General features: G+C 39.3%; 22 protein-coding genes. 15 read left to right on the top strand and 7 right to left on the bottom strand.

Annotated features, from left to right (window positions below; genetic code table 11):
• Positions 1-104: 104 nt before the first annotated feature.
• Positions 105-293: an SE1561 family protein gene (locus M2M59_RS12900; RefSeq protein WP_147197203.1), complete on the bottom strand. Its 189-nt coding sequence runs from the start codon at positions 291-293 to the stop codon at positions 105-107.
• Positions 294-460: 167 nt separating this feature from the next.
• Between M2M59_RS12900 and M2M59_RS12895 the strand changes: the two genes are divergently transcribed.
• Together M2M59_RS12895 and M2M59_RS12890 are read left to right on the top strand one after the other, a co-directional pair.
• Positions 461-613 carry a hypothetical protein gene (locus M2M59_RS12895; protein ID WP_184117574.1) on the top strand — a complete coding sequence of 51 codons (153 nt, stop codon included), beginning with the start codon at positions 461-463 and terminating at the stop codon, positions 611-613.
• A 704-nt stretch (positions 614-1317) separates the two neighbouring features.
• Positions 1318-2475, top strand: a complete 1158-nt coding sequence (locus M2M59_RS12890) for an MFS transporter (RefSeq protein WP_147197342.1) — start codon at positions 1318-1320, stop codon at positions 2473-2475.
• A gap of 256 nt (positions 2476-2731) precedes the next feature.
• Here the strand turns inward: M2M59_RS12890 and M2M59_RS12885 are convergent, their stop codons facing one another.
• Positions 2732-3490 (bottom strand): SDR family oxidoreductase, encoded by a 759-nt coding sequence (locus M2M59_RS12885; RefSeq protein WP_249774769.1) that lies wholly within the window; start codon positions 3488-3490, stop codon positions 2732-2734.
• Positions 3491-3636: 146 nt separating this feature from the next.
• On the opposite strand from M2M59_RS12885, the gene M2M59_RS12880 reads away from it, so the two are divergent.
• Entirely contained in the window at positions 3637-4200 is a 564-nt protein-coding gene (locus M2M59_RS12880; RefSeq protein ID WP_147197199.1) for a TetR-like C-terminal domain-containing protein, read from the top strand.
• A gap of 237 nt (positions 4201-4437) precedes the next feature.
• On the opposite strand, the gene M2M59_RS12875 is transcribed toward M2M59_RS12880, so the two are convergent.
• The 3 genes from M2M59_RS12875 to M2M59_RS12865 all read right to left on the bottom strand — a co-directional run bounded on the left by M2M59_RS12875 (position 4438) and on the right by M2M59_RS12865 (position 8539).
• A complete protein-coding gene (locus M2M59_RS12875; protein WP_244946727.1) occupies positions 4438-5862 on the bottom strand; it encodes an MDR family MFS transporter in 1425 nt (474 codons plus the stop codon).
• A gap of 417 nt (positions 5863-6279) precedes the next feature.
• A complete protein-coding gene (rlmD, locus tag M2M59_RS12870) occupies positions 6280-7635 on the bottom strand; it encodes a 23S rRNA (uracil(1939)-C(5))-methyltransferase RlmD (RefSeq protein ID WP_371923817.1) in 1356 nt (451 codons plus the stop codon).
• 85 nt (positions 7636-7720) lie between these two features.
• The gene (locus M2M59_RS12865; RefSeq protein ID WP_249774767.1) at positions 7721-8539 is read right to left on the bottom strand and encodes a polysaccharide deacetylase family protein; all 819 of its coding nucleotides are present in this window, start codon (positions 8537-8539) and stop codon (positions 7721-7723) included.
• A 116-nt stretch (positions 8540-8655) separates the two neighbouring features.
• Here M2M59_RS12865 and recX point away from each other — a divergent pair, with 116 nt between their 5' ends.
• From recX to M2M59_RS12850, 3 genes are read left to right on the top strand one after another with little or no spacing between them, the layout of a single operon-like run.
• Positions 8656-9480 (top strand): recombination regulator RecX, encoded by an 825-nt coding sequence (gene recX, locus M2M59_RS12860; protein WP_147197191.1) that lies wholly within the window; start codon positions 8656-8658, stop codon positions 9478-9480.
• Complete coding sequence (locus M2M59_RS12855) at positions 9464-9787, top strand: YfhH family protein (RefSeq protein WP_147197189.1); 324 nt, start codon at positions 9464-9466, stop codon at positions 9785-9787. Before recX ends, M2M59_RS12855 begins: the two co-directional genes overlap by 17 nt.
• A 3-nt stretch (positions 9788-9790) precedes the next feature.
• Complete coding sequence (locus M2M59_RS12850) at positions 9791-10045, top strand: YfhJ family protein (protein WP_249774766.1); 255 nt, start codon at positions 9791-9793, stop codon at positions 10043-10045.
• A gap of 101 nt (positions 10046-10146) precedes the next feature.
• On the opposite strand, the gene M2M59_RS12845 is transcribed toward M2M59_RS12850, so the two are convergent.
• A complete protein-coding gene (locus tag M2M59_RS12845) occupies positions 10147-11139 on the bottom strand; it encodes a metal-dependent hydrolase (protein ID WP_249774765.1) in 993 nt (330 codons plus the stop codon).
• 124 nt (positions 11140-11263) lie between these two features.
• Between M2M59_RS12845 and mutY the strand changes: the two genes are divergently transcribed.
• The 9 genes from mutY (at position 11264) to M2M59_RS12800 (ending at position 21866) form a co-directional block, all read left to right on the top strand.
• The gene (mutY, locus tag M2M59_RS12840) at positions 11264-12343 is read left to right on the top strand and encodes an A/G-specific adenine glycosylase (RefSeq protein WP_147197183.1); all 1080 of its coding nucleotides are present in this window, start codon (positions 11264-11266) and stop codon (positions 12341-12343) included.
• A 121-nt stretch (positions 12344-12464) separates the two neighbouring features.
• A complete protein-coding gene (locus tag M2M59_RS12835; RefSeq protein ID WP_066789721.1) occupies positions 12465-12695 on the top strand; it encodes a gamma-type small acid-soluble spore protein in 231 nt (76 codons plus the stop codon).
• 124 nt (positions 12696-12819) lie between these two features.
• On the top strand, positions 12820-13365 hold the full coding sequence (locus M2M59_RS12830; protein ID WP_249774764.1) for a nucleoside tri-diphosphate phosphatase: 546 nt from the start codon (positions 12820-12822) through the stop codon (positions 13363-13365).
• A gap of 93 nt (positions 13366-13458) precedes the next feature.
• Positions 13459-15207 carry an ABC transporter ATP-binding protein gene (locus M2M59_RS12825; RefSeq protein ID WP_305882083.1) on the top strand — a complete coding sequence of 583 codons (1749 nt, stop codon included), beginning with the start codon at positions 13459-13461 and terminating at the stop codon, positions 15205-15207.
• A gap of 1022 nt (positions 15208-16229) precedes the next feature.
• Positions 16230-17249 carry an ABC transporter ATP-binding protein gene (locus M2M59_RS12820; protein ID WP_249774763.1) on the top strand — a complete coding sequence of 340 codons (1020 nt, stop codon included), beginning with the start codon at positions 16230-16232 and terminating at the stop codon, positions 17247-17249.
• Positions 17221-18210: an ABC transporter ATP-binding protein gene (locus M2M59_RS12815; protein ID WP_249774762.1), complete on the top strand. Its 990-nt coding sequence runs from the start codon at positions 17221-17223 to the stop codon at positions 18208-18210. Before M2M59_RS12820 ends, M2M59_RS12815 begins: the two co-directional genes overlap by 29 nt.
• A 23-nt stretch (positions 18211-18233) precedes the next feature.
• Positions 18234-19847 (top strand): ABC transporter substrate-binding protein, encoded by a 1614-nt coding sequence (locus M2M59_RS12810; RefSeq protein WP_249774761.1) that lies wholly within the window; start codon positions 18234-18236, stop codon positions 19845-19847.
• Between the two features lie 101 nt (positions 19848-19948).
• Complete coding sequence (locus tag M2M59_RS12805) at positions 19949-20953, top strand: ABC transporter permease (RefSeq protein WP_249774760.1); 1005 nt, start codon at positions 19949-19951, stop codon at positions 20951-20953.
• A gap of 16 nt (positions 20954-20969) precedes the next feature.
• On the top strand, positions 20970-21866 hold the full coding sequence (locus M2M59_RS12800; RefSeq protein ID WP_147197172.1) for an ABC transporter permease: 897 nt from the start codon (positions 20970-20972) through the stop codon (positions 21864-21866).
• A 47-nt stretch (positions 21867-21913) separates the two neighbouring features.
• Here M2M59_RS12800 and M2M59_RS12795 read toward each other — a convergent pair whose 3' ends face one another.
• The gene (locus tag M2M59_RS12795) at positions 21914-23008 is read right to left on the bottom strand and encodes an FUSC family protein (protein WP_249774759.1); all 1095 of its coding nucleotides are present in this window, start codon (positions 23006-23008) and stop codon (positions 21914-21916) included.
• Positions 23009-23206: the final 198 nt, after the last annotated feature.

The following is a 23206-nucleotide window of genomic DNA, read 5'->3' as shown; positions in this document are numbered from 1 at the left end:
TATAAAATGTTGTCAAGCATGCTTATTATAACCTGCTTAAAATATGAAAAAAAGAGCACAATTATGCGCTCTTTGATTTTTATCCATTCGGGAGTATTTATTTGTTAAATTTCAGGACGGTCTTTAAATTGTTCCATCTTATCTTCTAAATCGTCCATCATTCCAATAAGGCGATCGATATCCTGTAAATCGGCAGTTTCTGGATCAATAGCATCCAATACTTCCATAAAGATTTGAAGGCGCTCTTTTAAGTAAGTTACTTGTTGCTCTTTGTCTGTGATTGACTTGCTCATTGTACCACCTCATTTCGTCCTATCCATCGTATACGAAATGAGATAATAATTCAAATCAAAAACAGAATTAGGAATAAAGTATGATTTAAGTATTTTGTCGATTATGAAAATTTACAAAATTAAAGTTATATGTTATTCTATTTTTAATTTAAAAGAAAGGAGGCCCGATGAGGAATCAGTTTTCCTTCTCAATACTTCTGGAGGGAACATTGGAAGAAGAGCTGGTTGAAATCATCGAGAGATTGGAGGGATTAATGAAAGAAACATATAGCGTTCTTACTGAAAATCCTAATTTTGTGAAGGGAGGGCAGTTCCGTTAGCCAAAGCGCCTGATTGTTGGTGTAAATGTAAATCACAATGAGCCTACTTATAACTAAATGCCTTAGGATAAATCTAAAGAAAGGATGTATACTTTTTAGACAGCAGTGAAAGGCAACGAAGATTATTGAACAAGCGATTCTTCAAGTTTAGCGTGTAGGAAATGTTGTTTACGAGTTTGCGAGATCAAGCTTTATCAATAAAATGAATTAGCTTAAAAAAAGACATGTGAAAAGATGTTGTCATGCAAATGTTGGCTACGGAGTTAAACAGTTCTCAGAATAAGGCTGAAAATTGTTTAAAACCAAGAAAAATATGATATTAACAGATTGAAGGGCCCAGTACACGTATCGTTAAAGTGGACTGGGTCTTTTTATGTTGTTTTTTAAAAGGAAAAAATAATAGTAAACTAGATTCCCTACTTTCTGTTTAAATGTTACTATTATTTTTAAGCGATGCTAGAGGATTTCAAAGGCACAAAGTACTTATAAGAAAAGTAAGTTGAAAATTCATTTTCAGGGCATGCTTAATGGATGTAGAAGGTCTCCCGCACGAACCTATCAAGAATGTAAAACCCCAATCAGACTTAACGGAAACAGTAAGTTGAGAATGTGTTTTATTAGTCAAAAGCCGGTTGGGGATAGGGAAATACATAGAATATTATTAACTAGCAAAGGAGTTTAGATTTGTGGAATTAAATGAACGAATGGCCCAAAAGAGATTCTGGATCCTTGTGATCATTGTGTCGATTTCTGGGTTCTCACAAGGCATGCTGATGCCGCTCATCTCTGTTATTTTTGAACAGGACGGTGTATCATCGTCCATAAATGGATTAAACGCAACGGGTCTTTATATCGGGACACTACTTATTGCACCATTTGTCGAGCAGCCGCTTAGAAAATTTGGCTACAAGCCAATTATAATTATAGGCGGTGCACTAGTTTTTAGTAGTTTGTTATTATTTCCTTTTTGGAAGAATGTATGGTTTTGGTTTATCTTACGATTGCTAATCGGCATTGGAGATCATTCTCTCCATTATTCAACCCAAACATGGATTACAAGCTCTGCACCAGCTAATCGCTTAGGTAAAAATATTGCCATATATGGCTTGTCATTTGGGATTGGTTTTGCAGTTGGTCCTTTCTTTGTACCGCTTACGAAGATTTCTGAAGCATTTCCATTCATTTTATCCTCGATTCTTTGTTTAATTGCATGGTCATTTATTTTCTTTGTGAAAAACGAAAAGCCAGAGCCTATTCAAACAAAAGAAAACGGGAAGATGCTCAAACGATATGCCGTTACTTTAAAGTATGCATGGGTCGCATTTTTGCCACCGCTTTGCTATGGCTTTTTAGAATCTACATTAAATTCCTTATTTCCTGTCTATGCATTGAGAAAGGAAATAGACGTATCAATGGTTTCTGTTATATTGGCGGCCTTCTCAATCGGAGGAATCCTCACACAATTCCCGCTAGGCACGCTAGGAGACAAAATTGGCCGGCGTAAGGTAGTGTTAATGGCCTTTTTAGGAGGAGGTTTATTCTTTGGGGTAGGCAGTTTCTTGGAATCCAATAGTATACTTGTGGCAGTTTGTTTCTTTTTAGCGGGTACGTTTGTCGGGTCCATCTTCTCTCTTGGTATTTCCTACATGAGCGATTTGACACCGCGGGAGCTGTTACCAACTGGGAACTTACTCTGCAGTATTTTCTTTAGCTTCGGTAGTTTGTCCGGTCCACTCTTCGGAGGTATCTATCTGCAATATGTGCATTTTAGCTTCTTACTGCTCATATCTATTATTTTGCTGCTCATTTTTACAGTTAGTGCTGTATTTGGAAAAGAGCAAAAGAAAGAGGAACTGGCATAGGAGAGTTCTTTTATCTGTTGAAAAAGGTGAAGTAGTTTAAATGGTTCGTATGAAGTCTGTTTGTTTATACGTCTTCGATTCGTTGCGTTTTCAATGTACATGGATTATAAGAATGGATCTATGCTCGGCTATCTACTGATGACTGTTGCTATGTTGTTCAATCTAGCATAATAAAAGGCTCCAACCATCGAGATCCGATGTTGGAGCCTTTTTTCGTTTCTGCTTTCGATTTGTACAAACGAATTAGATGAACAGATTAGTATGCAATCCAACCGCCGTCAGCAGCGATAATTTGTCCATTTACAAAGCTCGATTCATCAGAACCTAAGAAAACAGCTAGTTGTGCAATTTCCTCTGGTTTACCTGTCCGTGGCATTGTACCTGAGCCAGTCATTTGACGACCCATACCAAATTGAGACACATTTGTCATAGATGAACCGATGTTTGTTTCCACGCCACCCGGAGCGATTCCGTTGCAGCGGATGCCTGAAAGAGCATACATATAGGCAGTATTTTTTGTAAGCCCCGTAACAGCATGTTTAGAAGCCGTATAGGCAGCGCCTGCGCGTGCACCTTGTAATCCGCCTGCTGAAATATTGTTCACAATGACGCCGTGTCCTTGTTCTAAGAAGATGTTTGTTGCGATGCGCATTGCACGCATAACGCCTGTCGTATTAACAGCAAATACGCGATCCCATTTTTCATCTGAGATTTCACCAACTGGTTCCATGCCGTCCATGATGCCTGCGTTGTTAACTAAGATATCTAACTTGCCAAATTCTTTTTTAGTTTCTGCGAATAACTGTTCTAAATCTGCTAATTCAGCAACATTCGTTCTGTTGGCGATGGCTGTACCGCCAGTTGCATTAATTTCCTCAGCCACAGCTTGAGCACCTTCAAAATTGTAGTCAGAAACAACTACTTTAGCACCTTCTTTAGCGTAATGCTCTGCAATTGCCTTCCCCATACCTGAAGCCGCACCTGTGACGATCGCTACTTTATCCATTAATCTCATTCTAAACATCCTCCCCTTAATCTTATTTTACAACTGTTCAATAAAATAATAATATTGAATCATAGCAGCTTCAATAAACAAAAAAATTCAAAACGTACAATATTGAACAGAAAACGTAAAAGTGTTTGATAAAGGGGAAATGCTAGATGAATAAAAATGATTTGCGTGTATTAAAAACAAAGCAAAGTATACATTTAGCTTTAATTAAACTGCTTAAAAAGAAACCATTAACACATATCAAGGTCACTGAGCTTTGCAGAGAAGCAAATATAAATCGAGGGACATTCTATTTTCATTACCAAGAGGTAGGGGATGTGTTTAAAGAATTTTATGAAGAGATTATGGTAGATTTAAAAGAATCCTACCAAGCACCTTATCTCCATACGAATTTTCTTGACGTAGCAAATTTGGATCCTAAAACAGTTCGGATTTTTCATCATATAAAAAAATATGAGGATTTTTATAAGATAGTATTTTCTCAAGATGTCTCCACACATTATTATTTCATGTTATTTGATGAAATACGTTCTATTTGTATAGAAGATCAGAATACGCTTCAACAATATGGAGAATTGAACGATTATTTATATTCTTACTCGGCGAATGCAATTATGGGCTTGATCATAGAGTGGTATCGCCATGACTTTAAAGATTCGGCTGATGACATGAATGTCCATCTAATCAATATCCTTAAATTAAGAGAAGCCTGAATGAAAAAACGGCAAAAAGAAAAGGCGTAACATAGGTTAAGCCTTTTTCTTTTTGCTATTTAATGTAATTAGAACAGCTATTTTAATGTCAGCAGTGTCACGGATTCAACGTGTGTTATCATTTAAAGGTTTATATTTCTAATATTGTCCATATTTTTACAACACAATCTATTTATAGACTTAATCAACTCGGTCCTTAAAAATAATGGTCGATTTCATACCCTAAGAAATGTAATGTTACACATGGACTCTTTTAATAAATAGACTAACAATTAAACCAGTAATCGCCACGATAATCGCAAAGATAAAGGCATCTTGAACTCCTGAAGTGAAAGCAAGTAATTGATTTAGTGGGTTTGTCGCATCGGTTACGTTTTTTAGATACTTTTCAGTTCCAGAAGATAAAATAGAAATCGCTACCGCCGTACCAATTGCACCGGCGACTTGTTGAAGTGTGTTCATGATTGCCGTTCCATCAGGATAAAGCTCACGTGGTAATTCGTTTAAACCGTTTGTTTGAGCTGGCATCATGATCATCGAAACACCAATCATCATGCAGATATGCATAGCAATCAAGAATCCAGAAGATGTATCTAAATCAATCGTTGAAAAGCCAATTAAGGAACCTGTGACTATAATAATGCCAAGGATAACTAACCATTTTGGTCCGAATTTATCAAATAAGCTACCCATAACAGGTGACAATAACCCGTTTACAATTCCACCTGGTAATAGCAGAAGTCCTGCAGCAAACGTACCTAAAGCTAGCGAATTTTGCAAGTACAGTGGCAATACAATCATTGAAGAAAGAATAACCATCATACATATTAGTACGAGTATTAACCCAACAACAAACATAGGGTATTTGAATACACGAAGTTTTAACATTGGTTGTTCCATTTTTGTTTGGCGAATGCAAAAGAGCAGTAACCCAATAACACCAACAATAATAGCAGTAATTACAGTTGAATCTCCCCAACCACCATCACCTGCAATACTAAAACCATAAACCACCCCTCCAAATCCAATTGTTGATAAAATAATGGATAAGATATCAATTTTAGGCTTCGTTGGTGTTGAAACATTTTGCATATACACTATTCCAAAAACAAGGGCGATCACTAGAACCGGTAAAGAAAACCAGAAAATATAATGCCATGTTAGTGTTTTTAAAATCAACCCAGAAAGTGTTGGGCCAACAGCGGGAGAAAAGGAAATAACAAGTCCCATTAATCCCATGATTTTACCTCTTTTATAGGGTGGAACAATTAATAAAATGGTATTAAACATGAGAGGTAACATTAATGCCGTACCCATTGCTTGAACTACACGCGCCAACATTAAGAAAGCGAATGTGGGGGCAATAGCAGCTATAAATGTTCCGATTATAGATAATGTAATGGAAACAATAAACAATTGCCTTGTTGTAAACCATTGTAAAATTAAACCAGAAACAGGAACAAGAATTCCTAGAGTTAATAAATAGCCAGTCGTAAGCCATTGAACGGTAGTCTCATGAATTTTAAAGTCTACAATTAAAGTACCTAATGCCATATTTAAAGCTGTTTCGCTAAATAAACCAATAAATCCAGCAATCAAAAAAGAGACGATAATGGGAACTACTTTATATTGCTCCGATTCCTCGTCCTTTGTTTGATTCATTTGAGCATCGATATTCATTTTTTGCCTCCTTTTAGTTTGTGAATGCATTATTAGAATACTATATAAATCTAACTATATGGCAAGTATGATTGAAAGAAATTATGTTAGTTATTCTTCTTTCCAATCCCCAGTGTATTAAGCAAGCACTATAATTGCCACAATATTTCCTACGTATTCTCTTTTTTTAATAAATTGATAGTGGCATATGTTATCACCGTCCCCTACAGCTTTTAAATCGCAAAACATTCTACGTAAATCGAATCCCCTTCACGTAATTGCCAGAATATATTTTATTGATGGTTCAGCCCATCAAATATTTTAATCCCATGTAAAAATACGCTCCTAGGCAAAAAAAAACCCCCGAACCTTTAGTCCGAGGGCACATACAAAACACCACAATATTGGAGACAAGACAAGCTATTTCAATGTCAGCAATGTCACGGACTCAACATGCGCCGTTTGTGGGAACATATCCAATGGTTGAATATATTCTACGTTGTAGACTTTCATTAATTCCTGCAGATCTTTTGCTAACGTAGATGGGTTGCAGGATGTGTAAACAATTCGCTTTGGCTTTACTTGTAGCAATGTGTTGATAAGGCTTGGCGCTAATCCTGTACGTGGTGGATCGACTGTTAAAACATCTGGTATGAAGCCTTCTTTTTGCCAGATATCTAGCCATTTTTCTGCTGTGCCTGCCACATATTTTGTATGCGTGAAGCCATGCTTCTTCGCATTTTTTTTCGCATCCTCAATGCTTTCAGGGATGATATCCATTCCGCGCACTTCTTTGGCCTGATCTGCAAGCCAAAGACCAATAGTACCGACGCCGCAATAAGCATCTACAATCTTTTCCTTGCCTGTAAGCCCTGCTGCTTGTTTGATTTCATTATACAGATGTACTGTTTGGCTTGGGTTTAGTTGGAAGAATGCGCGTGCTGAAAGGTCAAAAGCAAGCTCACCCAGTTCTTCGTGAATTGTATCTTGCCCATAAAGAGTAATCGTTTGATCACCGAATATAAGGGAAGTTTGGTCGTTGTTGATATTTTGAACAATCGACACAATCGATTCGTCTATTCCTTTTAATTTTTCAAGCAGTACTTCTTTATTTGGGAAATTTTTGCGCGCCGTGATAAGGACAAGTTGAATTTCTCCCGTTTGAAGACCTACCCGCACAACAATTGTTCTGACAATGCCTTTATGTGTTTTACTGTTGTACACAGGAATATCGAGTTCTTCAATAATCTTCTTTGCTTTATTCGTGATAGCAGTAGTTCTAGTATCTTGGACAAGGCAATCGTCAATATCGAGTAGCTTATGGCTGTTTTCCGTATAAAGTCCGGCAGCTACATGGCTACCGATTTTACGAACTTGAAATTGACTTTTATTCCGGTAATGCCATGGATCACTCATACCGATTGTTTTTCTGATGTCTATCTGCTTCGCGCTATTTTTCACATACTTATGCAGAGCTTGTACAATGACATCTCGCTTTGCCTTCAGCTGGTCTCCATATTTCATGTGCTGTAATTGGCATCCGCCGCACAAATCATACACAGGGCATGGCGGTGTTTGTCTTGCTTTTGACTGTTTATGAATTTTGATGATTTTAGCTTCGGCAAAATTGCGGTTGATTTTAGTTAGTTCAGCATAAATGTCTTCTCCGGGCAAAGCCCCCTTAACAAAAACAACATTGCGTTTATAGTAGCCGATACCTTCACCATTAATGCCTAATCGTTTTATCGTAAGCGGGATTCGTTGTCCCAGCTTCATTATCGTCGCTTGTTGATTCAAGAATTACACGTCCTTTTTTCGCTTCATTCCCCATTATAACGAAAATAGACGCAGCAGCAAAGAATCAAGAAGCATCCTTTTCCTTGTCTTTTGAAGAGGAGCCAGTACCAGAGTTCATCAAATTGTTGATGGATTCAAAACGGTAGCCTTTTTTCTTAGCATCTTTAATAAATCGAGGCAGCGCTTCAGCGTTATCAGGTGAAACGGTATGCATTAATATGATTGCGCCTGGATGCATTTGAGACATCAAGTTGTCGTATGAATATTTCCAGCCTTGTGGTTGATCCTTAAGCCAGTCTTTAAATGCGACAGACCAGAAAATATGACGATATCCTGCCTCATTACCGACCCGCAATAACTCTTCACTAAATACTCCTTCAGGCGGTCTTGCATACACTGTACGCTCTACATCTGTAATTTCAGCGAGCTTTTTATCAAAATTAGCCCATTCGTCTTTCATTTGTTGTTCAGTTAGACGAGCCATATTCGGGTGCTTATCCGAATGGTTGCCGATTTCATGACCTTCTTTTACCATACGTTTAACTAGCGGTGTTGCGCTCGATAAGTAATGGCCTGTTAAGAAGAATGTGCCTTGTATATTTTCTTTTTTCAATGTATCTAAAATGGATGCTGTATAGCCATTTTCATAACCACAGTCAAATGTCAGATACATAATTTTTTCTTCTGGGCTGCCTTTATAGACAGCATCATATTTTTTTAGTAGTGCATCATACTCTGCACCAGCTTCTGTAGGAACTTCATTTGTTGTTTTTTTAAAACCCCAACCATATTCTTTTGCAAATGCATCAAACGGATTTGTTGTGATGCCTGTTGCTAAAATAGTGGCTGCAATGGCAATGCCGGCGAGATGTTGTTTAAACATTTTTCACGCATCCTTTCTTTTTGTGTTAGCTTGTGTGTAATACCAGGAATTATGCAGTTAGGGATAATTGTTTTTAAACGAAGTCTTGTTATACTTATATAATGGAGGTGGACCGAATGTCTCGTGTAATTACAAAAATAAGCGCCCAAAAAAGGAACCAAGAGCGTTATAATATATTTCTTAATGAAGAATATGCATTTAGCGTGGACGAGGGTATTCTTATTCAATATGGTCTGACAAAAGGAAAGGTACTCGATTCATTAACGGTTGAGGAAATTGCATTCGACGATGAAATTCAACGAGCTTTCAATCGATCACTTTCCTATTTGAGTTATCAAATGCGCAGCGAACATGAAGTCCGCCAAAAATTGAAGGGTTTAGAATTTGGGGATGCGGTGATCCAAGAAGCATTGCAAAAGCTAAAAAAGCTTGGCTTCTTAAATGATGAAAGTTACTCCAGGGCTTTAGTCGAAACAAAAAAGAAAACAGCCAAAAAAGGGCCAAGAGCGATTAAGATGGACCTGAAAAAAAGGGGCATCGAAGAAAATCTGCAGCAGAGAGTACTTGATGAATTTTCTGAAGATGAGCAAGCCAAGATTGCTAAACAGCTAGCGGAAAAGGTTGTGCGAAGTGAGCATCGCAAGACACCCGTCCAAATAAAGCAAAAAATACAGGATTTGCTACTGCGCAAGGGCTACTCCTATTCAATTTGCGAAAGAGTAATCGAGCAAGTGGATTTATCCAAAGAAGATGAAGAATGGCAAGATATGATAGAACTGCAAGGTGAAAAGGCGTGGAAGAAATACGCCTCAAAATATACAGGATACGAATTGCATATGCGGGTGAAACAAGCTCTATATCAAAAAGGATTCCCTGCAGAAGTGATAGATGATTTTATTGAACAAAAGGAAAAGGAGCAGGACAATGGAGAAGAAATTTAGCGAAATGAACCCTACTGAATTACGGGAAACAATTGCCACACTAAAAGAAAAAGCAAGAAAAGCGGAGCAGCTTGGTATTCTAAATGAGTTTGCTGTATATGAACGGAAAGCATTAGTGGCACAGTCGTATTTGTTAAACCCAGAAGATTTTAAATCAGGTGAGATGTATCGGATTGCAAACGACCCAGGGATGTTCTTTAAGGTCGATTATTTAAAAGGTGTGTATGCATGGGGCTATCGCTTAGGCGGCAATCATTATGAAGAAGCCCTTCCGATTGCTATGCTAACACCTGTAAAGGAGAGCTAAGAGATGGAACGAATTATCAATGAATTAGTTGCAAAACTGCAAGACAAAAATCCGAAAATATCAGAGGAGAAAGCGCGTGTTTGGGTGGAACTTCTTTGGTCTGATTTTGAAGCCACCTATGCTAAAGCAGGCTACGACTATCAAGGAGCTGAAATGTCGGAGAAAATCATCTCGCAATGGATAGACAGCTACGGTAGCCAGTTAAATGAATTTGTAGCTCGTAATCCAAAATATGCGCACCTTTTAAATGAAGAATAGATTTTTGGCTAAAATGGACATGTTAAACTATTGCTTAGGTTGTCCTTTTATACAAAAAGAATGACCGTTTCTTTTATAGAAACGGTCATTTTGATGGCCTTTTAACGGATTCCTTCTGATTTCACTACTAATTTTTTCTGTAATTTGTCTTCGCTGAAAATCCAACCTGTAAAGGATTTGACGATGGTTAGATCTTTTGTCAGATGTGCGATTGCAACAAATGGATAATAATTATTGCTGCGATACCTAAGATCTATGAGACGTACTTCTGTTTTCCCATCACCCAATTGATTGACCTCCCACCGATATAGTGGAGAGAAAGAGACAAATGTTTTAAAATTCGGGTCTTCCAATACTTTATGGAAAAGTGGCGTATCCGGCAATGGTTCAATTTTAAATTTGTCGTAAATGGTAATTGAACGCCCATAAGCACGTCCCACATAGTGATGAGTAGCAGAGTTGGCTGCTACTCTATATTGGAAGAAACGTGACGTAGGCGATAAAATAATTCTTTTAGCATCAGGTATTGTATTATGGACCGCTTTCTTGACTGATCGTTGAAGAAAGAAACGTACCACATAATAGATGAATACCACACTGTACAAAGAAAACATGGTAGGTACTGGGTCCGCACCGAATGCCCAAAACATTAAGGCGATCACATGCAAGGCGAAAATAATCGGATCAAACGTATTAATCCAGCCAAGTGCTACCCATCGCTTAGAGAAGGGGCGCAATGCCTGTGTGCCATACGCATTAAAAATATCTACAAAGACATGTAAAAAGACTGCAAGGAATGTCCAAAGCCAGAGATGAAAAAAATTAGTATGCGGGAATACTAAAAAAAAGACAGATGAAATTAAAATCGGCCATAATAGAACCGCTGGAATGGAGTGTGTAATTCCTCGGTGATGGCGTATATATATAGCATTGCTGCGCAATTTCAAAACAGTATCAATATCAGGCGCTTGGGAACCAATAATTACGCTTGTAATGACGGCCATAGAAGTGGATGAGCTGCCGGCAACAACTGGGTCAACCATAGCCAAGCCGCCTAGCGCAATTCCCATTACTAGATGTGTTCCAGAATCCAAAATGATCAACTCCTTATAACATGGGAGTATTGCTTATACTTACTGTTTACCCTTTTAGGCAACAGTTTACACTATAATGCCCACTTTGTATGTGAATTAAAAATGAATTAAAAAGGTGGAAAACATGAATTTTCATTATCAATATAAAAAACAATTCCAAGAAGCATTAGTTCAATGGTTTATTCGAGAAAAAAGAGATTTGCCTTGGAGACACACGCATGATCCGTACAAAATATGGGTGTCAGAAGTTATGCTACAGCAAACAAGAGTAGATACTGTCATCCCTTATTACAATCGTTTTATCGAAGAATTTCCTACTCCGGAGGATTTAGCGCAAGCACCTGAAGAAAAACTATTAAAGCAATGGGAAGGTCTTGGTTATTATTCGAGAGCTAGAAATCTGCAAGCAGGCGTCAGAGAGGTTGTAGAAAAGTATAGTAGTACAGTGCCTGACAATCGCCCGGAAATTATCAAATTAAAAGGTGTTGGCCCTTATACCGCGGGTGCTATTCTAAGTATTGCCTATAATAAAGCCGAACATGCAGTCGATGGCAATGTAATGCGCGTGCTCAGCAGAGTTCTTTTGATTAAAGAAGATATCGCTTTACCTAAAACGAAAAAAATATTTGAACAAGCCGTTATGGAATTAATTGATCCAGCGTATCCTTCTGAATTCAACCAAGGGTTAATGGAATTAGGAGCGCTGATTTGTACGCCAACTTCACCCAAATGCCTCCTTTGCCCGGTACGCGAATTTTGCACTGCTTTCCAGGAAGGCCGTCCAGAAGAATTGCCGATTAAAACAAAAAAAACGAAAATGAAAGACCTTTTTTATGATGTGTTTGTTGTGCAAAATGAAAAGAAACAGTTCTTATTAGAAAAAAGACCTGGTAAAGGTCTGCTTGCAAACATGTGGCAATTCCCAATGGTAGAAAAATCAACAACTCCAAGCGAAGGTTTCCTTGCGGATTCTTACAATGTAGATCTTGTAAGCCGCGAAAGATTATTGTCCTTCAAGCATATTTTTTCACATCTAACATGGAATATGGAGAGTTACTATTTGAAGGTAGAACAGAACGGACAACCAACAGAATCCAGCGTTTGGTTTACAGAGGAAGAAATAAAAGCTCTGCCACTGCCTGTACCTATGCAAAAGATTTGGGCTGCATGGAAAGAAACCGAAGCAAAACATAAACATGCTTAAATTTTACCTTGTACACAGTTTATTCTCCTAGTGAGTATTAGTGTGGGTTGCTTGCTGAATTTAATAACCATTGTATAAAAAACATCATACTGCACAACTTATAGTCGTGGAGGTGATTACATTGAGAAAAAAATTCAACGGCGAAACAGATGTTCAAGGTGTGAAAAAGTTAAACCAACAAGCTGAAGCTAAAAAGCAACAAGCTTCTGGGCGTCTTGCGGGGCAAAACACTGAGGAGTTTGGTGCTGAGACAGATGTTCAAGCTGTCAAAAAGCAAAACCAACAAGCAGAACGCGCTAAGCAGCAAGCTTCTGGTCTTTATGGACAAAACAATCCAAATCAAAATCAATAGCTTTTAACAAACAAATTGGTGGAGGATTATCCTTCACCAGTTTTTTTGCTACACGTTTTTGACGAGGATTGTTATAATGTTACAAAAGAACGCTCATAAGGGGTGTTTGAAAGGTGGTCTTTCAATGGCAATTCCGTCAGAAGGGGAAATCATACAAATACATAGTTATAAACACAACGGCAAGATCCACCGAGTTTGGCAGGAAACGATGGTATTAAAGGCTACTAAAAATATCGTAATCGGTGCGAATGATAAAACATTAGTCATTGAGTCAGACGGGCGTACATGGGTTACACGGGAACCGTCCATATGTTATTTCCATGCAGAGCATTGGTTTAATATTATTTGTATGTTAAGGGAAGATGGAGTATATTACTATTGTAATATGAGCTCACCATTTGTATTTGACCATAATGCTGTAAAGTATATTGATTATGATTTGGATATCAAAGTATTCTCGGACATGTCGTATACACTACTTGATGAGGATGAGTATGAGCAGCATAAAAAGGCAATGGGCTATCCACTAGTGATAGACCATATTCTTAAATCCAATGTTGACAAATTAATCAGCTGGATAGATAAACGTAAAGGGCCATTTGCGCCAGACTTTATTGAAGCGTGGACAAACCGCTATAAGTTCCAAAAAGAACTGCATAATCCTAAGTAGCTTTCGCTTGTCTTAAACGCAATGCAAAAATTGAAAAGGAGTTGCCCGGCGGATCAGGGCAGCTTTTTTTCGTTTGAAAGGAACGTGATGTAATTGGGCAGTATGAAACGCTATTTGCGCTTCGTCAAACCATATAGAGTGAATATATTTGTCACTTTTATACTCGGAGTTATTAAATTTGCTATACCACTTTTTACTCCAGTGCTTATTAAAATTGTCATAGATGATATTATAGGCGCAAAAGACCTCTCGACTGAAATGAAAACAAAGGAACTGTTTTATTGGCTTGGCGGTACCGCGATTTTATTCTTTATTATTCGTCCGCCGATTGAGTATTATCGCCAATATTTAGCTCAAAAGTTAAGCAATAATATTTTGTATGATATTCGCCAAAAAATGTACGTCCACCTTCAAAAATTAGGATTAAAATTCTATTCTAACAATCGGGTAGGGGATGTCATTTCTCGTACAATCAATGATGTTGAACAAACGAAAGAATTTGTCATGACTGGGTTAATGAATGTGTGGATTGACTTATCTACCATTATTATTGCCATCGTTGTCATGATGAAATTGGATGTAAAGTTAACGCTTGTATCTTTAATCGCCTTTCCATTCTACGCGATTAGTGTACGATATTTCTTTAGCCGTCTGCGTTCACTAACAAGGGAACGATCAAAGGCATTGGCAGGTGTTCAAAGTTACCTGCATGAACGTGTTCAAGGCATGAATATTATTAAAAGCTTTACATTAGAAAAACATGAACAAAAGATATTCAGCGGTACAAACGGAGAATTCTTAAACAAAGCATTAGACCAAACAAGATGGAATGCGAAGACCTTTGCAGTAGTTAATACGATTACAGGAATTGCTCCATTAATCGTTATCGGCTTTGCAGGCTATGAAGTAATTAATGGACATCTTTCTGTCGGTACGATGGCTGCTTTTGTTGCTTATATAGATAGCTTGTACAATCCATTGCGCAGATTGGTCAATTCATCCACAACCTTAACCCAAGCCGTCGCATCAATGGACCGCATGTTTGAACTTTTTGATCAAACATATGAAGTAGAAGATGCGAAGGATGCTAAACCATTACCACAAGTAAAGGGTAAAATTGAATTCGACCATGTGTCTTTCCGCTATAATGATGACGGTCAAGATGTACTGAAAAATGTTAACTTTGACATTATTCCGGGCCAAACGGTAGCACTTGTCGGTATGAGTGGCGGTGGTAAGTCGACGATCATCAGCTTGATTCCTCGTTTTTATGATGTCCAAAAGGGCGCTGTAAAAATCGATGGGGTGGATATTCGGAAAACGACACTCTTATCATTGCGTTCCCAAATAGGTATTGTTATGCAGGATAATATATTGTTTAGCGATTCTGTGAAAGCGAATATCTTAATGGGTAATCCAGATGCGTCAGACGAGGAAGTCATTGAAGCTGCCAAAGCTGCCAATGCCCATGAATTTATATTGTCACTTCCTGAGGGGTATGATACAAAAGTGGGCGAAAGAGGCGTAAAGCTATCCGGCGGACAAAAACAGCGGATTGCCATCGCACGAGTGTTCTTAAAGAACCCGCCTATCCTTATTTTGGATGAAGCTACTTCTGCCCTTGACCTAGAAAGTGAAGCATTGATTCAAGAATCTCTTGACAGGCTAGCGCATAATCGTACAACGGTTATTGTGGCGCACCGCCTATCTACGATAACACACGCAGATCAGATTTTAGTCATTGATCATGGGGAGTTGAAAGAACAAGGTACCCATCAAGAACTTCTAGAAAAACAGGATGGAATTTATCATAACTTATTCCATATCCAAACATTAGAATAACGTTCAATCGGCCTCCATTTTTGATAAGGCCTCAGGCTGTAGACAAACTCATGGGTTTAGAGTTTGCTGCAGTCTTTTTTTATAGAATCACCACTAAAACTGTTGATTTCCGTTACGAGCGGACGCTTTCCGGGAGGCACGACTTCAGCCGCTTCCTTCGCTTCGCTCCGTCCAGGGTCTTCAGCTCGTGCTGATGCCGCTCTCCTCTCCAATCAACAAGTGTCTTCTACTACTCGATGAGGTGATAGATATGATGAGGAAAATCAAGTCAACGAACGTGAACAGATAGAGATTTTGACCATTGAGCAAATGCAAAGTAAAAACAAACAAAAGATGATCAGCGGAATATTTGGCAGGACTACCTGGACGTTGCAGAAGACTTGAGTTACTACTATGAGATCCAAGCTATCTATGAGAAACGGAAAGAAAAGGTTGAAGTTATCGTTTCAGGTGCGAAAGAGAAGTGTGGAATGCAATGTACAACCCTGAGGGGCCTAAAAGACTTGTCTATACCTTCAAAGAAGACACCTAGTTGATTGGAGTGCATGGCGGCGACTCCAGGGGGATCAGCGCAGCGCGAAGACCCCGCAGGAGCAACGCGACGAGGAGGCTAAGGGCAAGCCCCCGGAAAGCGTCCGCCAGGAACGGAAATCAACGTTGATTTCTCCTCTGCTGATTTAGAAGCAGAAAACACAGAAGGGGTTAAAATCATTTCGATTTCCAACCCTTCTCTCCACAGTCTGCGGCCTCCATTTCGTGGAGGCCTTTTTGTTCGCAGTCGAAAAGGAGTGTCTTATCTCATATATATACGAATCTAGCAGAAGCTCAAAAGTAAAAATACTATTGACAAAATATTATGATTAATAGATAATTCAGAAATATATTGCAATTAATTATGCAATACGACCTAAAACGGTTTAGGGTACCTTTAATCACTCTATTAAACTTTAGAGCGAGGAAGGAACAAGCTTTTAAGCGCATATATATAAAATAGAAGATAAGACTCTTGAGGGAGTGATGGGATGGAACGGAAGGAGCTATTACAGGTTAAAGGTTTAGAAACAACATTTTTTACAGAGGATGGAGCAATTCCTGCAGTTGATAACATTGATTTTTCGCTAAGAGAAGGTGAAATTCTTGGCATAGTAGGAGAATCAGGCTGCGGCAAAAGCGTAACGTCCCTTTCTATTATGGGGCTTGTACCTTCCCCGCCAGGAAAGGTCACAAACGGTGAAATTCTCTTAGAAGGCACGGACTTATCAAAGTTTTCGGATAAAGAAATGCGAAAAATTAGAGGGAAAGAAGTAGCTATGATTTTCCAAGAGCCTATGACATCGTTGAATCCCCTTTTTACAATAGGTAATCAATTAACGGAAGCCATTTTGATTCACAATAAAAAATGGTCCAAGAAAAAAGCAGAAGAACGTGCCATTGAAATGATGAAGTTAGTGGGGCTTCCCCGTTCAGAAGAGCTGCTAAAAGAATATCCTCACCAATTATCAGGAGGAATGCGGCAAAGGGTCATGATTGCAATGGCTTTAGTTTGCGATCCAAAAATCTTGATAGCAGATGAACCAACAACTGCGTTGGATGTTACGATTCAAGCCCAAATCCTCCAACTTATGAGGGATTTAAATAAACGGCTTAATACGGCTGTTATGCTAATCACGCATGATTTAGGCGTAGTGGCTGAAACGTGTGAACGAGTTGTCGTTATGTATAGTGGGCAAATTGTTGAGGAAGGACCTGTTGATTTGATCTTTAAGGATCCACAGCATCCCTATACAAAAGGATTAATCCAATCTGTGCCTGATATGAGGTTTAAGAAGGATCGATTATACTCCATTCGAGGAAATGTACCAAAACCCGGAAGCATTACGCAGGGGTGCCGTTTTGCTGCACGCTGCGAATGGGCGCATGAACGCTGTTTACAGGAGAACCCTCCTCTCTATCAGACAGGAGAGCACCATAAGACAAGATGCTTTTTAGTAAGCGGCAAGGAGGCACACATTGATGACAGAGCCATTGTTGAAAGTAAATAACTTAAAAAAGTATTTTCCTATTCGCAAAGGAATCCTAGGCAAGGAACAAGGAAACGTCAAAGCCGTAGATGATGTGTCGTTTTATGTATATGAGGGAGAAACCTTAGGCATAGTAGGAGAATCCGGCTGCGGGAAATCCACTACAGGGCGAATGATTATGAAACTGCTTGACCCGACAGAGGGCTCCATTGAGTTTGAAGGAAAAGATTTAACAAAACTATCGAATGCTGAGATGAGAAAGGCGCGCCGTGAAATTCAAATGGTCTTCCAGGATCCTTTTGCATCACTTAATCCGCGGCACACTATTGGCAAAATACTAGAAGAGCCTTTGATCGTCCATGGATTAGGCAATGCCAAGGAACGAAAGAAAAAGGTGCTCGAACTCTTAGAAATTGTAGGGTTATCAAGTTATCACGCCAATCGTTATCCGCATCAGTTCAGTGGTGGGCAAAGGCAACGAATCGGCATCGCTCGAGCACTTATGACCAATCCTAAGCTCATTATTGCAGATGAGCCTGTTTCAGCACTAGACGTATCGATTCAAGCACAAGTATTAAATCTTATGCAAGATTTGCAAAAAGATTTAAAGCTTACTTATATATTTATCGCGCATGATTTGGGGGTTGTACGGCATATCAGTGATCGAGTGGGTGTGATGTATTTAGGAAAGATGGTTGAAATCGCTGAAAGCGAAAAGCTTTATGCCAATCCGCTTCACCCATATGCAAAGGGCCTGCTTTCTGCAGTACCTGTACCTGAACCAGATTTCAAGCGAGAGCATGTATTGTTATCGGGCGATATTCCAAGCCCCTCTAATCCACCGAAAGGGTGTACTTTCCATACAAGATGTCCTTTCAAGATGGAGCAATGTACCTCAATTGTTCCAACGTTAGTAGAAGTTGAAGAAGGTCATTCTGTAGCCTGCCATCTATATGACGAAGGCTATGTTAATGATAAATAAAAAGGGAATTTGGGGGTTATTCAATGAGAAAAAGGAAATTATTATCTTTCGGCGTATTGTTGATCGTGTTCCTTTCGACCATCCTTGCAGCTTGTGGGTCAAACAGCAAAGAAGGTGGAAGCGGGGATACGGGCAAAAGCGGCAATGAAAAAGAGAAAACATTGATTTTTGGGCGCGGGGGAGATTCCGTATCGCTTGACCCGATTGCAGTAACAGATGGCGAATCCTATAAAGTAACGAAAAATATTTTTGAAACACTGATTGAATTCGGGGAGCAAGATACAACATTGCATCCAGGCCTTGCGACAAAATGGGAACCTTCTAAAGATGGCTTGACTTATACATTGGATTTACAAGAAGGCGTTAAATTCCATGACGGCACTGACTTCAATGCAGAGGCAGTTGTGAAAAACTTTGAACGATGGATGAACGGGAATGCAGATAAATTCCCTTACTTTATTTCTATGTTTGGCGGCTTTAAAGGCGACAAGGATGCTGTCATTAAAGAAGTAAAAGCTGATGGAGATTACAAAGTAGTGTTTACGCTAAACAAACCTCAGGCACCATTCTTGAAAAACCTTGCGATGAGCTCATTTGGTATTGCGAGCCCAACCGCATTTGAAAAAGACGGAGATAAGTTTGGCGATAACCCTGTAGGTACGGGACCATTCAAATTTGTTTCTTGGAAACGCAATGATTCTATTACAATCGAAAAAAATAAAGAGTATTGGAAAGATGGCGAACCAAAATTAGATAAAGTGGTCTTCCGTTCTATCCCTGATAACTCAGCACGTTTGAATGCATTAAATACAGGTGAAATTGATTTGGCAGATGGCATTAATCCATCTGATTCTGCTTCTATCAAGAGCAATAATCAATTGCAAATCTTTGAACGCCCATCTATGAATGTTGGCTACCTTGGGTTAACTGTTACTAGACCTCCTTTTGACAATGTGAAAGTACGTCAAGCTGTTAACTATGCAATCGATAAGAAAGCAATCATCGATGCATTTTTCGAAGGTCAAGCAGAAGTGGCGAAAAACCCAATGCCATCATCAATTGAAGGCTACAATGATGATGTAAAAGAATATACGTATGATCCTAAAAAGGCGAAAGAATTGCTAAAAGAAGCTGGCTATGACGGCAAACAAATCGAATTATGGGCAATGCCAGTACCAAGACCTTACATGCCGGATGGCCAAAAAGTGGCTGAAGCTATCCAAAAGAACTTAGCGGATGTAGGCATGAAAGCAAAAATCGTAACGTATGAATGGGCTACTTATTTAGATAAAGCTTCTAAAGGAGAAGCGGATGCATTCTTGCTAGGTTGGACCGGCGACAATGGAGACCCGGATAACTTCTTGTACACATTGTTAGATGAAAGCAATATCGGAAGCAACAACTACACGTACTTTAAAAATAGCGAAACACACAAAATATTACTTGAAGCTCAAAAAGAAACAGATCAGGAAAAACGCAATGAATTGTACAAAAATGCACAAGACATTATTGCGGAACAAGCGCCATGGGTACCACTAGCACACTCAACACCATTATTAGCGGGCAAAGCTGATCTTGAAGGATTCAAGCCGCACCCAACGGGATCTGATCTATTATCTCAAGTTGATTTTAAATAATACAAAATGGCATTTTGAAAGAGTAGACTCACCTTCCCTTCTGTTAATGGAAGGTGAGTTTTTATAAATCTGCCATGACAACATGACAAAGAGGTGAGGATATGCTTCGGTATATAGGCAGAAGGCTGCTACAATTAATCCCTGTTTTGCTCGGAATGACATTTATCGTATTTTTAATGATCCGCGCGATTCCTGGTGATCCAGCCCAAGTGATATTAGGCCAACAAGCAACAAAAGAAGCCGTTGCGGCATTGCGAGCAAGCCTAGGATTGGACAACCCATGGTATATACAGTATTTCCACTACTTAGGTGATTTGATAACGGGCGATTTAGGTGAGTCAATGCGTACCAAAACACCAGTAGCCGACGAATTATGGCCATACTTAGCTGCAACGCTGGAATTATCCCTTTGCGCTATGATTTTAGCCGTAATCATAGGCGTCAACGCCGGTATTATTTCTGCTTGGTTCCAAAATTCTTGGTTCGATTATGCAGCGATGATTATTGCGTTGATTGGTGTATCTATGCCGATTTTCTGGCTAGGATTAATGGGACAATGGATTTTCGGCATTCAATTAGACTTTTTACCAACTTCAGGACGTGAAGACCCGCGTAACCCGGTCAATCCGATTACTTCCTTGTATCTCATTGATACATTGATTCAAGGGCGTTTTGATCAGTTTATAGTAGTTCTTCAACATTTAATTCTGCCAGCTCTAGCGTTAGCGACCATTCCAATGGCGATTATTGCACGGATGACACGTTCAAGCATGCTTGAAGTAATGCGTTCTGATTATGTACGCACAGCTCGTTCAAAAGGACAAAAAATGTTTTTCGTTGTCTACAAACATGCTTTGAAAAACGCGATTATCCCTGTCTTGACAGTAATCGGACTTCAAACAGGCCTCTTGCTTGGCGGTGCAATTTTAACAGAGACTATCTTCAGCTGGCCAGGAATCGGAAGGTATATCTATGACGCCATTGGATTCCGTGATTATCCAGTGATTCAGTCCGGTATTCTCATTGTGGCGTTTATCTTTATAATGATTAATTTAGTTGTGGACATTCTGTATAGCATTATTGATCCGCGAATCAAATACAACTAAGAAGGAGGCGTTTTTTATGACTCAAATAGCGCCTAATGCAGCGCCAAATGCCAAAGCACCAACTGACCAAACAGTAGGGCCATGGAAAGAAGCATGGCGCAGCTTTAGAAAAAACAAAATAGCAGTCGTTGGTGCCATCATTGTCGTGTTCTTTATTTTACTTGCCTTTATCGGTCCACTGATCGTATCGCAGGGGATTAACGAACAACAATTGAGCCAGCGCCTGCAAGCTCCGTCTGCAGAACATTGGTTTGGCACAGATGACTTCGGACGAGATATCTTTTCACGTGTGGTGCATGGTGCAAGGCTTTCACTTATGGTTGGTTTCTTATCAGTTATTGGCTCTGTCATTGTCGGCAGTCTATTAGGCATCATTGCCGGCTATTATGGACGGTTTGTTGATACTGTTATCTCTCGACTCTTTGATATTATCCTAGCTTTTCCTAGTATTCTATTAGCCATTGCAATCGTTTCTATTTTAGGTCCATCTTTAAAAAATGCCCTAATCGCTATTGGCATCATCAATATACCGAACTTCGGCCGATTAATTCGCTCAAAGGTATTGAGCGTGAAGCAAGAGGAATATATAACAGCGGCGAAAGCAATTGGGATGAGTGATAAACGACTTCTATTCTCTCATGTATTGCCGAACTCGATGACACCTGTTATTGTTCAAGGTACGCTTGCTATTGCTTCTGCGATTATCGAAGCGGCAGCCCTCGGTTTCCTTGGCCTTGGCGCACAAGCACCTCAGCCAGAGTGGGGGAAAATGCTTGCGGATGCAAGGATTTACCTCATCAATGCACCATGGACTATGATTTTCCCTGGACTTGCGATTATGCTGACAGTTCTAGGCTTCAATTTAATGGGGGATGGCTTACGCGATGCGCTAGACCCAAAAATGAAAAATTAAAAAAGAAGTGGTTCAGCAAATTATGCTAACCACTTCTTTTTTGTTGATTATTCTATACGGTTATCAAGCTCCACTTTTAAAAGCTCATCTGCATGGTGATTTTGATAGGCCATAATAATCGTATCCAACTGCTCAAGGTTTTCTTCGTAATCTAATATACGGGACAAAATGTGAAGCAGATGGTAGCTTGAAAATTCTTCATCACCCTCATCGGCATGAGCAAATACAATGTGCTTTGCAAAGATATCCATTACTTCATTGCGCTGTAAATACTCTTCTTGTCCCACCCATGTTGTCGGTTCTGACTTCAATTTACCTGAATATTTCAAGAAGAGCTGTTCGTGATACGTTAATAAGTAATCCAATCTTTCTTGAATGATAATACGAAATCGCTCAGGGAGATTAGCGATTTCATTTTCATGAAGATGCAATCGATTTAGCACTTCTATACTTTTTAATGTGGTCGCAATCATCTGGCGATAGACCACAAGCTTTCTAGCTTTAATATATTTACTTTTGCCTATATGTGCACGCTCTTCTCTAAATAAATAGTATAAAGAATTAATGCGCTCATAGCGTTGTTTCAGCCCGCGCAATGATTGTTTCGTAGAAGAGTGCTCAGATGCTTGGCGCACTGCTAACCGAATCCAACGAATGATATCATCTTGTACGATATTAATGGCAGAAAAGAGCCGTGTTTCGTATCGCGGAGGAAGAAAAATTAAATTGACAATAAAAGCGGCAAATACGCCAACCATTACGGTTGCAAATCGAATGAGTGCAAAGGTGATAAAATTTGCGCCTTGGGCCTCCATAATGACAATCATCGTGACCAAGGCAAGGGAAATGCTACTTTCCAGCTTAAGTCTGATCATTAATGATAAGGTGACGATTGCTGCCAACCCGACGGCTACATACTCATGGCCAAAGATGAAAACAAAAAGAACAGCTATGACTGCACCAATAATATTCCCTTGTATTTGTTCAATAATTGTACGATAAGACCGGTAAAGTGACGGCTGCATCGCAAAGATAGCCGCAATACCTGCAAATATAGGAGTTGGACAATGCAAGGCTTTGGCCACATACAGTGCAGTGATTATTGCCAATCCAGTTTTTAAAATACGGGCACCTAATTTCATTTGAAGTTAGTTCCCTCTCTTTCTTTACGTTATTAAATAAATAATCCATTCCTGATGTTCGAGTTTTCTTCTTCCTCTAACTCATACCCGCCAAAAGATATTGAAAATCACAACGTGTCCTTATTAAAGGTTATGCAGATGTGAACAGAACCAATCGGGCTTTCGAAATAAGCAGTTGAAAGCAAATTCATACTGCTC

It is taken from the genome of Rummeliibacillus sp. G93 (genome assembly GCF_023515935.1).
Lineage (GTDB): Bacteria > Bacillota > Bacilli > Bacillales_A > Planococcaceae > Rummeliibacillus > Rummeliibacillus stabekisii.
The sequence above is the reverse complement of the archived record's forward strand: the minus strand, read 5'-3'. Positions and strand labels throughout refer to the sequence as shown.